The organism is Nocardia brasiliensis NBRC 14402 (assembly GCF_000308475.2).
Classification (GTDB): Bacteria; Actinomycetota; Actinomycetes; order Mycobacteriales; family Mycobacteriaceae; genus Nocardia; species Nocardia brasiliensis.
Genome location: NZ_BAFT02000062.1, coordinates 99,390 through 112,161 on the forward strand (window position 1 = coordinate 99,390; position 12,772 = coordinate 112,161).

Consider the following 12,772-nt stretch of genomic DNA (forward strand, 5'->3'; position numbering starts at 1 on the left):
CGGTCCTTGACCTCAACCCGAGTTCACCTATGAGGCTGGACCGCGTCGGATCGTCGTCTGTTCAGGAGGAACCATGGGAACCAGCACACCCGCCGTGCCCGAGTGGCCGATCGTGCGGGACTGGCTCGCCGCCCACGCCCGTCCGATCAGCGATACCGCGCCCGGCTACACCGGCCCCGATCTCGCCGCGCTGCTCGACCGACTCGGCGCGGCCACGGTGGTCGGGCTCGGCGAATCGACCCGCTTCTCCCGGCAGATCTACGGGCTGCAGGAACGGATCTTCCGCGCGCTGGTGCAGCGATATGGGTTCCGCGCCTTGGCGATTCAGGACAGCGCCCGCTCCGGCGAGCGGTGGGACGCGTACGTGCGGGCGGGCGCGGGCGATCCCGAAACGGTGCTCGCCGGATCGTGGCGGCCGTGGCGCACCGCGGAAACCGTTGCGGCACTGGCATGGATCCGCGCCTACAACAAGGCGAACCCCGACGATCAGGTGCGGATCTTCGGCATCGAGCCGCCGCGGGCCGAGCCGGCGGACTACGACGTCGTGCTGGATTACGTGCGCCGCGTGGCCCCTGACCAGGTGGCCGCCATCGACGCACAGCTGGCCCCGATCCGCACCGCGCACCAGGTGGACGAGCATGTCCAGCGCCATCTCGGCACCCACCCGGGCCGCCCGTTCGCCGAGCACGCGCGCGCCGCCTTCGAATTGTTCGAAACCTTGCCCGTCGCAGCGCAATACGTCGAAGCACGGCAGCGCGCCCGGTTGATCGTCGAGTTCCACGAGCAGAGCGTCGCCGGGCAGGGCGGGTTCGCGCGCGACGAACGCCCCGCGGGTATGCGGGTGATCGAACAGCAGCGCGCCACCGGCGCCAAGATCGTCTACTGGGACGGCATCGCACACACCGCGGCGCACCCGCTCGGCCTGGGCAGCGCCGAATTCCGTAGCGTCGGTAGCTATCTGCGCGCGGAGTTCGGCGACGGCTATGCCTCGGTCGCCCTCGGTTTCGGGCACGGTGACCTCGGCGCACACCACGCGCCCGAGCCGCTGCCCGATTTGGTCGACGCGGCACTCGGCGCGGTCGAGCTGCCCGGTTACTACCTCGACCTGCGCGCGGACGCGCCGCGGGCGGTCGACGCGTGGCGCGGGGCGCCGGCGAAGCTGCGTGTGATCAGCGGCGTCTACGACCCGGCCGACGACGACAAGGCGAACATCACCGTGCCTTCGCTCGCCGGGGCCTTCGACGTGCTGGCGCACGTGCGCGAGACCACCCCGGTGCACTGGTTGCCCGAGACCGAGATCGCGGGGTAGCCGCGCTCGTCAATAGACTCGCGATCATGGACGCGACCGAGTGGGACGAGCGCTATGCCCAATCCGATTTGGTCTGGGGTGCGCCACCGAACAGCACCGTGGTGGAGCACGTCTTCGGGCTGGAGCGGCGCACCCCGCTCGCGCCCGACGGCGCCGGCCAGATCCCGGAATTGCCCCGCGCCCTGGACCTGGCCTGCGGGGAAGGGCGTAATTCGCTCTGGCTCGCCACGCACGGCTGGCAGGTCTACGCCGTAGACTATTCCCAGGTCGGGGTGGACAAGGGCCGCACCATCGCGACCCGGCTGTCCCGCTCGGTGCGCAGCCGGATCACCTGGGAATGCGCCGACGTGACCGAACTCGAAGTCCCGGGCCCGTTCGAACTCGTCCTGATGGTCTTCCTGCACCTGCCCGCCGACCAGCGGCGAATCGTGCTGCGGCACGCGGCCGACCTGCTCGCGCCCGAGGGCACCCTGCTCGTCCTCGGCCACGACACCACCAACCGCACCGACGGATACGGCGGCCCGAAAGACCCGGACGTCCTGTTCACGCCGGACGATGTGATCGCCGACCTGGCACCCGCCATCGACGACCACCGCATCCGAATCCGCTTGGCCGACCGCGTCTTACGCCCGACCGAAGGGCGCGACGCCATCGACGCGCTCGTCATCGCGACCCGGCCTGCCGAGCCCGCACTCGAGCCCACCGACTGAGCCGTCACAGCGAGTACAGGCCCCAGTGCCCAGGGAAGGAACACGATCCCGGCGAGCACCAGCGCGAGCCGGACCCGATCGACGCCGGTGCCGGTTGCCCGCCGGCGCCTACTGGAAGACCGCCGCGCTCTCCGCGGGCGGGGTCACGGTGACGCGCACGCCCCACAGCGCCAGGACCGGCAGCCGCGACCGCTCCAGCACCGGGACCGGCTCGTATCCGACTGTGCCGTCGACATCGCGGCCACCGGAATCGGGGGCGTGCCACGACGCGGGGGCGCTGGTTAGCGTGGCGGAGATCCGATCCGTCTCACAGGAGTTGTTCCATGCGCCGTGTCCCACTGAAAATCGTTGCCGCCGTTGCGCTCACACTGGGCGCGGGGGCCGGTGTGGCAAACGCGGCGCCCGGGCTGCCGCTGGAACCGGCCCAGCACAGCCAGGTGACGCCGGTCGGCAACGAGGAGATCGGGGTCTCGCCCGGTTCGAGCGACGCCGCGTCGCTGGCCTGCCTGGTGCAGTCACTGTCCTACGGCGCCAAATACTGCCTCTGATCTCGCAGCCGCGCCGAACTACGCGCTCCACCGCCGCAGCCACGGCGTGACCGTGTCGGCGATGACATCGAACCCGGTGCGGAACGAATGCGGTTGACCCGCGATCACCCGGACCTCCGCGGCATCGGCCGGGTCCGGGATCCCGAACGGATCGCTGCTCCCGTTGATGACCACCACCTCGACGGGAGCGGCAGCCACCAGCTCCGTGCGCCGGGTCTTCTCCGGCTTGCCCGGCGGATGCAGCGGAAACGACAGCGCGAGCACACCGCGCGCGCCCACCGCGACCGCCGTCCGGCAGGCCACCCGCGCACCATTGCTGCGCCCGCCCTGGATTAACGGCACCCCCTTGACCTTGCGGCGCAACGCCGCGACGATCTCGAACCACGCCTCGTCCTGCTTCTCGGCGGACCCCGGGGCCCTTCGCCCCGCGACTCGATAGGGCTGCACCACCCTGGCGACGGCACCGCCGAGTTCCACCGCGCGGTCCCGCACGGCCAGCAGATCCTTCGCGTCGACGCCGCCGCCGGAACCGTGCGTGAGCAGCAGCAGGAAGGTCGGTTCGGGTGGCCGGTCGAGCTCGATCTCGGCCGGTCCGGCACTCGTCTCGATGCGCACGTCTCACCGTAACCGGAGCACCGGTCCGATCGCCGCCGCCGCGCGCGTCGATGTTTTCCGCGTCACATTGCCCGCTGGAGCCTTTGCCTGCCCATTACCGGTCGGTAATATGGTCCGTAAGTTACCCGCGAGTAGCATGCGGCTGATCATTTCGAGCGACCTGCAAGCAGTCGCTACGGAGTCCGGCCACCGGTAGAGCGACAAACGGGCGGGAACGGCTAACCAACCGACCGCACCAACTCAACGGAGAGTGAGTAACCGACATGGGTCACTACAAGAGCAACGTCCGCGACCTGGAGTTCAACCTCTTCGAGGTCCTCGGTCTCGGCTCCATCCTCGACGGCGGCGCCTACGGCGATCTGGACGCCGACACGGTGAAGGAGATGCTGAACGAGGTCCGCCGCCTGGCCGAAGGCCCGCTCGCGGACTCGTTCGCCGACGCCGACCGCAACCCGCCGGTGTTCGATCCGGAAACGCACACCGTCGCGATCCCCGAGTCGTTCAAGAAGTCCTTCCGCGCCCTGCAGGAAGGCGGCTGGGAGAAGCTCGGCCTGCCGGAGGAACTTGGCGGACTGGGCGTCCCGCGCACCGTGCACTGGGCGATCAGCGAGCTGATCCTCGGCGCGAACCCCGCCGTGTACATGTACGCCGCGGGCCCCGGCTTCGCCACCATCTTCCACAACAACGGCACCGACGAGCAGAAGAAGTGGGCCAAGATCGCGATCGATCGCGACTGGGGCGCCACCATGGTGCTCACCGAGCCCGACGCGGGCTCCGACGTCGGCGCGGGTCGCACCAAGGCGATCAAGCAGGAAGACGGCAGCTGGCACATCGAGGGTGTGAAGCGCTTCATCACCTCCGCCGACGCCGACGACATGTTCGAGAACACCATCCACCTGGTGCTGGCCCGTCCCGAAGGCGCGGGCCCGGGCACCAAGGGACTGTCGCTGTTCTTCGTACCGAAGTTCCACTTCGACCACGAGACCGGTGAACTCGGCGACCGCAACGGCGCCTTCGTCACCGGTGTCGAGCACAAGATGGGCCTGAAGGTCTCGGCCACCTGTGAGCTGACCTTCGGCGGCCACGGCATTCCGGCCAAGGGCTGGCTCGTCGGCGAGGTGCACAACGGCATCGCGCAGATGTTCGACGTGATCGAGAACGCGCGCATGATGGTGGGCACCAAGGCCATCGCGACCCTGTCGACCGGCTACCTGAACGCTCGCGACTACGCCAAGGAGCGCGTCCAGGGTGCCGATCTCACCCAGATGACCGACAAGGCCGCGCCCCGCGTGACCATCACCCATCACCCCGACGTGCGCCGCTCGCTGGCCAGCCAGAAGGCCTACGCCGAGGGCCTGCGCGCGATCTACCTCTACACCGCGGCGCACCAGGATGCCGATATCGCCCAGCAGGTTTCGGGTGCGGACGCCGATGTCGCGTTCCGCGTCAACGATCTGCTGCTGCCGATCGTCAAGGGCGTCGGTTCCGAGCGCGCCTACCAGTACCTGACCGAATCGCTGCAGACCTTCGGCGGCTCCGGCTTCCTGCAGGACTACCCGATCGAGCAGTACATCCGGGACGCGAAGATCGACTCGCTGTACGAGGGCACCACCGCCATCCAGGCGCAGGACTTCTTCTTCCGCAAGATCGCCCGGGACCGCGGCGTCGCGCTGGCGCACGTGGCCGGCCAGGTGCAGAAGTTCATCGACTCGGAGGCGGGCAACGGCCGGCTCAAGGGCGAGCGCAAGCTGCTCGCCACCGCGCTGGAGGACGTGCAGGCCATGGCCGCCACGCTCACCGGTCACCTGATGGGCGCCCAGGAGAACCCGTCCGAGCTGTACAAGGTCGGCCTCGGCTCGGTGCGCTTCCTGCTCGCCGTCGGTGACCTGCTGATCGGCTGGCAGCTGCTGCGTCAGGCCGAGATCGCCATCAAGGCGCTCGACAACGGCGCCACCGGTGCCGACGAGTCGTTCTACCAGGGCAAGGTGGGCGTCGCGCAGTTCTTCGCCCGCAACATGCTGCCGGAGCTGACGGCCACCCGCGCCGTGCTGGCCAACCTGGACAACGACATCATGGAGCTGGACGAAGCAGCGTTCTGATCCGGCGGATCCACCGAACAACGAAAGCGGCCCGGAGCGATCCGGGCCGCTTTTTCGTCGCCGGGTCTCAGGTGGCGGCGGACGCGACGAGTTCGTCGGTGACGACCAGGTTCCCGCCGAGCTGTTTCGCGCGATACATCAGGTCATCGGCCCGTCGCAGCATCGAGTAGGGCAGCGCGGAATCGCACGTGCCCTCGTAGACCACGACCCCGAGACTCGCGGTCACCGAGATCGTTTCCGCCGGCTCGCCCGTCTCCGCGCACACCGCCTGCGGTTCGGAGACGGCCAGCCGTACCCGTTCGGCCTCGGCCTGCGCGGTCCGCTCCGTGATCCGGCCGAAGATCACGAACTCTTCCCCACCGGTGCGCGCCACCACGAACGGTGCGCGCAGCACGGCACGCAGGCGCTGCGCCGTCCGCACCAGCACCTCGTCACCCACCGCGTGACCGAAGCGATCGTTGACGTCCTTGAACCGATCGAGATCGAGCGCGATCGCGTAGACCGGCCTGCGACAACCCGAGCCCGCCAGCGCCGCCAGGTACAACTCCAGTCCGCGCCGATTCAGCAGCGTGGTCAAGGGGTCACGGACCGCGTCCTGGCGCAGCACCCAGAAGCAGAACTGCATCGCGGGCATCAGGACGACGCCGCAGGCCGCGGTCATCAGCACGATCGCCGCACCGATCATCGGATCGCCGCCGCCCGCCACCATCCGGCCGGTCAGCAGCACCACCGAGAACACCGTCCACACCGCGTGCAGCGCCAGCACTTTCGCGTTGTGCATCACCGCCAGGTAGCCGCCGGTGATCACCAGCAGGGTCAGGCCGAGCGCACCGTAGAGCCGGTTGGATTCCTGCAGGTTGGCGACGGTGATCGCGACGTCGGCCGCCCCGAACAGCAGCAGCGATTCGACCCGGGACGGCCACGGCAGCAGCCACCAGCGCAGCGCCCAGAACACCGCGAACCCGGCGATGATCCAGTCGATCGCGAGACCGAAGTCGTTCGGCGGGCCACCGTCGGAGGACATCGCCAGCAGGGCGATCCCCGCCAGGAAGACGCCGCCCGCACCGACCACCACCTTCAGCCAGGCCACCGCCGTGTAGGAGTCCAGCGCCCGCGCGAGCCAGGCATAGTCGGCCGGATCCCGCCACCAAGCTCTGAACATCGCGCCGCTGTGGGCCACCGTCACCGCCTAGTGCAGAGGGATCCGTACCGTGTGCTTGCGACGAGCGCGGGATCGGGTCGATTAGATCCCACCAGCTACCAGGCAAGTGTATTGCGCCCGGCGCGGCGGCGCATACGGCCGACACCTCGGCGAATGGCCTATTTGTCAAACATCATTGCTGGTCAGCGGATTGTCTGTCACTCCAACCAAGAGCGCGGACACGACCGGTGGCGCGGAATTGCGCACGGGAGACCGGTTTGCCCGCTTTGCCGGGCCGCGTCGTGAATCACCAGCAAACGATGCGTGAGATCGCCCGCCGACCGCTGTGAGCAGTTCGTGGTCGATCCGTGCACAGCCGCAGCGGCCCGGATCGCTCCGGACCGCTGCGCAGAATTCAGGACGCCCCGCCGCCCATCCCCACACTCACGCGGGGCCGATCGGTGACCTACGTGGCGGGCGTGCCCTTGCCCGAACCGCTCGACAGCTGCTTGACGATGTCGGCGATGGCCTTGCTCGAGCCGGTACCGGTCGGATCGGGTTCGCCCGGGGCGACCACCGGCTGGGCCGCGCCGGTCTCCAACGGGAGACCCGGCGCCGCACCGGCCATGCCCGACCCGGCGATGATAAGACCGGCCGCCGCGGCCAGGACGACACCGAACACTCGTGTTTTGCTCATGTAACTTCTTCCTTTAACCGATTTCTTTCCAGGCCGATAACCCGAACGGTTTCAGCCGAAAGCAGTTCTATCACGCATAAACTCGGCCAGCGACTATTCAGTCATCGCGGAATTCGGTCACGATTAGCCCTTTGATTGCACCGCGCAAACATCAAGGAAGAACTGCGCCGCGCCACCAACTCGCCTGCTACGACCCTATTTTCACCGGCAAAGAAGCCGGTGGCACCAATTTTCCACACGCGAAACCGCAGTACAAGCAATGCGATAGCGGGCCTACATGACCAAGCCGCAGGCAAATGTACGACAACCTGTCAGCATTGGGCATCGGAACGAATCCGATAAGTGTTAAGCGACCCATGCCGCGGCCGGTCCACAGCAATCCGGCCGCAATTATGTGATTCATTACATAACCGGCAGACGTAACATTATCGGCCTTATCCCGAAGGCGGTGCCGAACCGAATCTCGCTGCGCAGCACGCCGATTCGAAGGCGGCGCACTGAACTGGCCTTACTCGCACTTCACCACGGGGATGGGGTCGTATTTGACGGTGCGGGTCGCGCGGGAGACCTCTTTGCCGGTGCGGCGGTCGGTGATGATCCGGGTGTCGGAAATGGTGAAGCCCGGGGCGCCCTCGGAGGCGATGCAGTCCTTGCCCTTCGGGAGTTTGATGGTGGACGGCTCGGTCGGCTTGCTCTTCTCGCCGGTGACCGATTCGACGTTCAACGTCTTGGTGCCCCAAAGTCGAACCGTCACTTCGGAATCCGTGGCGAGCGCCTCGATGAAGACACCGGTCGGGGTGTTGTTGCGGAAGCGCAGATCGATCGCACCGTCGAACACGGTCGCCTCCCGCGCCGCCGGATACCGGGAGATGTAGTAGCTGTGCTCGGTATGGCCCGCGTCCTCCATGCCCGCGAAATACGCGGCGTTGTAGAGGGTGGTGGCGAACTGGCTGATGCCGCCGCCGACGGCGGTGGCGGGCCTGCCGTGATCGATGATGCCGGACTCCACATAGCCTTCCGCGGCGCCGCGCGGGCCGGTGAAATCGTTGAGCGAGAAGGTATCTCCCGGTTTCACGACGGCGCCGTTGACCTTCTTGGCGACCACCCGGATGTTCACACCGGAGGGGCCGCTGAAGCCGTTGGTGGTGAACGAACCCATGGTCTCGACGACGCCGAGCCCCTGGGCCGCCTCGGTGGTCAGCTTCGGCTCGACCTTTTCGTAGACGGCTTGCGCGGCGCGCTCACCCGGCGCGGTGAGCAGCGCCGTGTACTGCTCCAGCGTCTTCGGCCAGTTGATCTTGTCGCCGACCACGGCGGGCACCACGGTGGGCTTGCCGCCGGTCAGCGCGAAGGTGGCGTCTTTCGCCTCCACCTCGGTGGCCGCCAGCTGCGGCGCCAGCAAACCGACCGCGATGTTTTGATCCACGGCGAGGGCCAGCCCGCCGTTGCCGTCGGGTGCGAACGACAGCGTCGTCGCGATCTGCTCCGGGTCGAGCTTGGCGGCCGCCCCCTTGCCCGCGAAGGTGATCGGCGCGCGCACCGCAGGCTCGGCGACGGTACGCAAGGCGATGTCGACGGCTTCCGGTCGCACGTTCAACGGGGCGGGGTGCACCGGCAGATCCACCGTGAGACCGCTGATCCATTCGTCGATGAGATCTCGGCGCGCGGCGGCGATATCGAGCACGCGTCCCGGCACCGGGGCGACGGCGACGGGTCTGGCCTTGTCGAAGGCGATGGTGCCCTCGACCGACGGGCGGTCGTGCACGCGTAACGCCTCCAGCTGACGATCCAGTGCCGCGTCGTCGACCACGCTCACGACCGCGACATCACGAGCGCTGAACAGCGAGGTGAACCGGGTGATCGGATTGAGCGGCTGACCGCCGACCCGCGCCCAGGTGCGATCCCAGTCGACCGACAGGCCCGCGGCGCTCGGGATCATCCGGGTCTGCACGTCGCCGATACGCAACGGCAGTTCACGCTCGGTGCGCGGGCCGAGTTCGGCGCGCAGCCGCTCATCCGCCGCCGCGGTGGCCATGCCGCCGACATCGATGCCCGCGACGACCGTGCCGCGCGGCACCTCACCGGAGGACAGCGCCAGGTCGATCCCGTAGGCGATGCCGACCACGGCGCACACGGCGCCGACCGCGATGCCGGCCCGCCGGATCGTGGTGCGGTCGAATCGCTTCGGCGGCGGTCCGGAGATCGGGCGGCGCCCCGGCGGCCGCGGCTCAGCGGGCCTGGCGCGGTGCGTGTTCGATGCGGGAGTGGTGACCCGCAGGGGTTCGGTGGGAGCCGAGTCGCTGACCCACTCCGCGGCCTGGTTCGGCTCATACGGGGCCGGATTCGGCCTTCCCGGAGCCGGGTTCGAGGGATGAGCCGGATTCGATTCGTACGGAGCCTGATTCGATCCATACTGGGACGGACTCGGCTCGTACTGGGCCGGGTTCGACTCGTACTGAGAGGGATTCGATCCGTACTGAGTCGGGTTCGAACCGTACTGGGCCGAATTCGACTCGTACTGAGCCGAGTTCGATCCGCGCCGCGCCGGATTCGAGCCGTACGGAACCGGGTCCGAGCCGTATGCGGCCGGCCTCGACCCGTACGGCGCGGGGCTCGACTCGTGCGCGGCCGGGTTCGGCCGGTCGGGTGCGGGGTTCGACGGGCCGGGGGCCGGGTTCGACCCGCCCGGCGCTTCCCCCGCAGCCCTGTTCGCGCCATTCGCCTGGGCCGACTCGAGCAGCTGGCGTAGGCCCACCTCGCCGCCTGCTTGTCGGCCGCGGCGTCCGGTGCTCGGCTGGCTCGTCACGAACCGTCCTCCCCGTTCGGGTGTCTTCGGGACCCGCCCGGTGCGAGTCACCCGCCAACGATAGTGCGCCGTCCCGACGACGTCAGGCGAGCACCGAAGTGCAGCTAACCGCCCGCAAAGCGCCGGGTGACACACGCAAAGGGCCCCGCGCAGTTGCCGGGTCGGGGGTCTGGCAACTACGCGGAGCCGATCTGATTATCGGTAGGGCGCACCATGCGTTACACAGCCGGGCAAATTCGATTCGCACCGGCGCGAGACAATCGAGGACGACCTCTCGCCACCAGGGCTCGCAGAGCGTCCGGACGGACGTCCGGCGTCGCATACACGAGGGAGATGGAATGCAGCTGGGAATGATCGGCCTCGGCCGGATGGGCGCCAACATCGTGCGCCGCATCGTCAAGGACGGGCACACCGCGGTCGGCTACGAACGTCGCCCCAAGGCCATCGACGAACTGCGGCAGGAACTCGGCGACGATTTCCGGGGCAGCACCGACCTCACGGAATTCGTGCAGGCGCTGCAGACACCGCGGGTGGTGTGGGTGATGATCCCGGCGGGCGCCACCGGCGCGGTCATCGATCAGGTCGCCGAACTGCTCGAACCCGGCGATATCATCATCGACGGTGGTAACAGCCGCTATCACGAGGACATCGCCCGGGCCGAGCGGCTGACCCCGAAGGGCATCCACTACGTGGACATCGGCACCTCGGGCGGCGTCTTCGGCCTGACCCGCGGCTTCTGCCTGATGATCGGCGGTGAGCCGGAGCCGGTGCGATATCTGGATCCGCTGTTGCGTTCCATCGCGCCGGGTGTCGAGGCGGCCGAACGGACGCCGGGACGGACGGGCGAGCCGTCCCCGGCCGAGCAGGGCTACCTGCACTGCGGTCCGGCGGGCGCGGGTCATTTCGTGAAGATGGTGCACAACGGCATCGAGTACGGGGCGATGGCGGCCTACGCCGAGGGGCTGAACATCTTGCACAAGGCCAACTTCGGCGCGGAGCACGCCGGCGAGTTCTCGGCCGAGGAGACCCCGCTCGAGCATCCCGAGCACTACCGGTACGACCTCGACATCCCCGAGGTCACCGAGGTGTGGCGGCGCGGTTCGGTGGTCGCCTCGTGGTTGCTGGACCTCACCGCGAGCGCGCTGTACGCCGATCCGAACCTGGATTCCTACAGCGGGCGGGTCTCCGATTCCGGCGAGGGCCGGTGGACCCTGGACGCCGCGATCGACACCGGGGTGCCCGCACCGGTGCTCGCCGCCGCGGTGTTCCAGCGGTTCTCCTCGCGCGGGGAATCGCTGTACGCGGACAAGATGCTCTCGGCCATGCGCAAAGCCTTCGGCGGGCACAACGAGCTGCCCGGAAAGTGACCGACGGCCGCGGCCCCGCGAGTGCGGGCGCCGCGGCCGTCGGCGCGGGGATCAGAAGCCGGCGGCCTGGGCCATCAGCTTGGCGACCGCCAGCGGGCCGTACCAGAACAGATAGTTGAGTCCATAGAGAAATGCCATGGCGGTCAGTCCTTTTCAGTCGAAGTTACGGTCGATCCAGTCGATCGTCTGCATGCCGAACAGGTCGGTGCCCCAGCCGTAGATGTCGGTGAGCATCCGGACCATGCTGCAATCGGTCGGCTGGTAGGTGACGTCGGCACCACCCGCCCGATAGATCTCGGCCAGTTCCCGCGAGTCCTTGGCGGGCACCAGCGACATGGGTGAGTCGTCGGCGGCGCAGGAGGTGATGGCCACCTTGGCCTTCGGCGTCCCGGATCGGCCGAGGATGTTCTCCTCGAACGCGTGCTGGAAAGCGGGCTCGTCGGCGGGGCTGAGCCCCGAGTTGAACAGCGTGTTGAGCGGCAGGAAGGGCAGCCCGAAGTACGCGGGCGTCTGGCACTGCGTGCGGAACGCGTTGGCCAGCGCGACACCCGCCGGGTTCAGCTTCTCGTTCACCCGCATCTCCGGGTACGCGGGCTCCAGCCCGAGCAGGGTCGCCAGCGCGAAGCCCGAGCCCACCGAACCGTCGGCGACCCGCATGAAGTTGCGCGGGTTGACGACCATGCCTTCCAGCACAGCGGTTTTCACGTCGAGTTCGGGTGCGTAGGTCGGCTGCAGTTCGGCGGAGAACGCCGCCCCGACCCCGCCGCCCGCGATACCGAACAGCGAAATCGGCGCCTTCGGATTCAGTCCGGCCTCCTGGTAGCCCAAAGCCGCACGGACGCCGTCGAGTTGGGCGTGCGCGGCGAACTTGCCCGCGAACACGCCGTGCGGCTTGCGATCTCCGTCGTTGCCCACGTCGGAGATCATCACCGCGTAACCCTTGTCGAACATCAGCGCCAGCGGTCCGAGCGCCGACCACGACGAGCCGTCCAGCGGATCACCACCGGTCCACTGCGTACTCGGGTGGCAGGACCAGCCGACGCTGTCGTTGGCCTCCTGATAGGAGACAACCTTCTTCTCCCCCACCGGTGCACCGTGATTCGGGATCATCAGGATGCCGGTGCTGATCATCGGGGTGACGCCGTCGATGCCGGTGGTCACGTACATCAGCTTGTACGCCTCGATATCGGGCGGGGTGATGCCGAGGAACATCACGTCGACCTTCTTGGCCTTGAGCAGCGTGCCCGGCTGCTCGGTGCCGGTCAGCGGCGGTTCCTCGTAGAACGGGTCATTGGCGAGCAGCGCCTGGAACGCCTGATCCGGCGGAACCGGTTGCGCGCCTTGGATCTGCCCGACGACGAAGCCGTTGAAGACCTTGTCCAGTCCGGGTGTGCCCTGCGGACCCGGTTCCGCCGCCGCGGTGCCCGCGGACAACAGCAGGGCGGTGGCCGTCGCGACCGCCACGGTCAATCGTTTCATC

General features: G+C 68.3%; 11 protein-coding genes. 5 read left to right on the forward strand and 6 right to left on the reverse strand.

Features of this window, described 5'->3' with window-relative positions:
• The first annotated feature begins 73 nt into the window (after positions 1-73).
• On the forward strand, positions 74-1,309 hold the full coding sequence (locus TY25_RS20965) for an erythromycin esterase family protein (protein WP_042258595.1): 1,236 nt from the start codon (positions 74-76) through the stop codon (positions 1,307-1,309).
• 26 nt (positions 1,310-1,335) lie between these two features.
• Positions 1,336-2,019: a class I SAM-dependent methyltransferase gene (locus TY25_RS20970; RefSeq protein ID WP_042258597.1), complete on the forward strand. Its 684-nt coding sequence runs from the start codon at positions 1,336-1,338 to the stop codon at positions 2,017-2,019.
• Positions 2,020-2,127: 108 nt separating this feature from the next.
• On the opposite strand, the gene TY25_RS20975 is transcribed toward TY25_RS20970, so the two are convergent.
• Positions 2,128-2,358, reverse strand: a complete 231-nt coding sequence (locus TY25_RS20975) for a hypothetical protein (RefSeq protein WP_042258599.1) — start codon at positions 2,356-2,358, stop codon at positions 2,128-2,130.
• Here TY25_RS20975 and TY25_RS20980 point away from each other — a divergent pair.
• The gene (locus TY25_RS20980; protein WP_042258602.1) at positions 2,343-2,567 is read left to right on the forward strand and encodes a hypothetical protein; all 225 of its coding nucleotides are present in this window, start codon (positions 2,343-2,345) and stop codon (positions 2,565-2,567) included. The genes TY25_RS20975 and TY25_RS20980 overlap by 16 nt on opposite strands.
• A gap of 18 nt (positions 2,568-2,585) precedes the next feature.
• Here the strand turns inward: TY25_RS20980 and TY25_RS20985 are convergent, their stop codons facing one another.
• Positions 2,586-3,182, reverse strand: a complete 597-nt coding sequence (locus tag TY25_RS20985) for an alpha/beta hydrolase family protein (protein WP_042258604.1) — start codon at positions 3,180-3,182, stop codon at positions 2,586-2,588.
• 263 nt (positions 3,183-3,445) lie between these two features.
• Between TY25_RS20985 and TY25_RS20990 the strand changes: the two genes are divergently transcribed.
• Positions 3,446-5,281, forward strand: coding sequence for an acyl-CoA dehydrogenase (locus TY25_RS20990; protein WP_042258605.1), 1,836 nt, complete (start codon positions 3,446-3,448; stop codon positions 5,279-5,281).
• Positions 5,282-5,348: 67 nt separating this feature from the next.
• On the opposite strand, the gene TY25_RS20995 is transcribed toward TY25_RS20990, so the two are convergent.
• The 3 genes from TY25_RS20995 to TY25_RS21005 form a co-directional block, all read right to left on the reverse strand.
• Positions 5,349-6,443: a GGDEF domain-containing protein gene (locus tag TY25_RS20995; protein WP_146154117.1), complete on the reverse strand. Its 1,095-nt coding sequence runs from the start codon at positions 6,441-6,443 to the stop codon at positions 5,349-5,351.
• A 445-nt stretch (positions 6,444-6,888) separates the two neighbouring features.
• Positions 6,889-7,119: a hypothetical protein gene (locus TY25_RS21000; RefSeq protein ID WP_014988918.1), complete on the reverse strand. Its 231-nt coding sequence runs from the start codon at positions 7,117-7,119 to the stop codon at positions 6,889-6,891.
• Positions 7,120-7,627: 508 nt separating this feature from the next.
• Positions 7,628-9,253 (reverse strand): VanW family protein, encoded by a 1,626-nt coding sequence (locus tag TY25_RS21005; protein WP_226887130.1) that lies wholly within the window; start codon positions 9,251-9,253, stop codon positions 7,628-7,630.
• A gap of 1,010 nt (positions 9,254-10,263) precedes the next feature.
• Between TY25_RS21005 and gnd the strand changes: the two genes are divergently transcribed.
• A complete protein-coding gene (gene gnd / locus TY25_RS21010; protein ID WP_042258609.1) occupies positions 10,264-11,292 on the forward strand; it encodes a phosphogluconate dehydrogenase (NAD(+)-dependent, decarboxylating) in 1,029 nt (342 codons plus the stop codon).
• A 153-nt stretch (positions 11,293-11,445) separates the two neighbouring features.
• Here the strand turns inward: gnd and TY25_RS21015 are convergent, their stop codons facing one another.
• Positions 11,446-12,771 (reverse strand): lipase family protein, encoded by a 1,326-nt coding sequence (locus TY25_RS21015; RefSeq protein WP_042258611.1) that lies wholly within the window; start codon positions 12,769-12,771, stop codon positions 11,446-11,448.
• Position 12,772: the final 1 nt, after the last annotated feature.

What these genes read in the sequence shown, in the direction of transcription:
- TY25_RS21000 (WP_014988918.1), bottom strand. Translation starts at nt 7,119, where the DNA reads ATGAGCAAAACACGAGTGTTCGGTGTCGTCCTGGCCGCGGCGGCCGGT.
- TY25_RS20970 (WP_042258597.1), top strand. Translation starts at nt 1,336, where the DNA reads ATGGACGCGACCGAGTGGGACGAGCGCTATGCCCAATCCGATTTGGTC.
- TY25_RS20995 (WP_146154117.1), bottom strand. Translation starts at nt 6,443, where the DNA reads ATGTTCAGAGCTTGGTGGCGGGATCCGGCCGACTATGCCTGGCTCGCG.
- TY25_RS20980 (WP_042258602.1), top strand. Translation starts at nt 2,343, where the DNA reads ATGCGCCGTGTCCCACTGAAAATCGTTGCCGCCGTTGCGCTCACACTG.
- gnd (WP_042258609.1), top strand. Translation starts at nt 10,264, where the DNA reads ATGCAGCTGGGAATGATCGGCCTCGGCCGGATGGGCGCCAACATCGTG.
- TY25_RS20990 (WP_042258605.1), top strand. Translation starts at nt 3,446, where the DNA reads ATGGGTCACTACAAGAGCAACGTCCGCGACCTGGAGTTCAACCTCTTC.
- TY25_RS20965 (WP_042258595.1), top strand. Translation starts at nt 74, where the DNA reads ATGGGAACCAGCACACCCGCCGTGCCCGAGTGGCCGATCGTGCGGGAC.
- TY25_RS21015 (WP_042258611.1), bottom strand. Translation starts at nt 12,771, where the DNA reads ATGAAACGATTGACCGTGGCGGTCGCGACGGCCACCGCCCTGCTGTTG.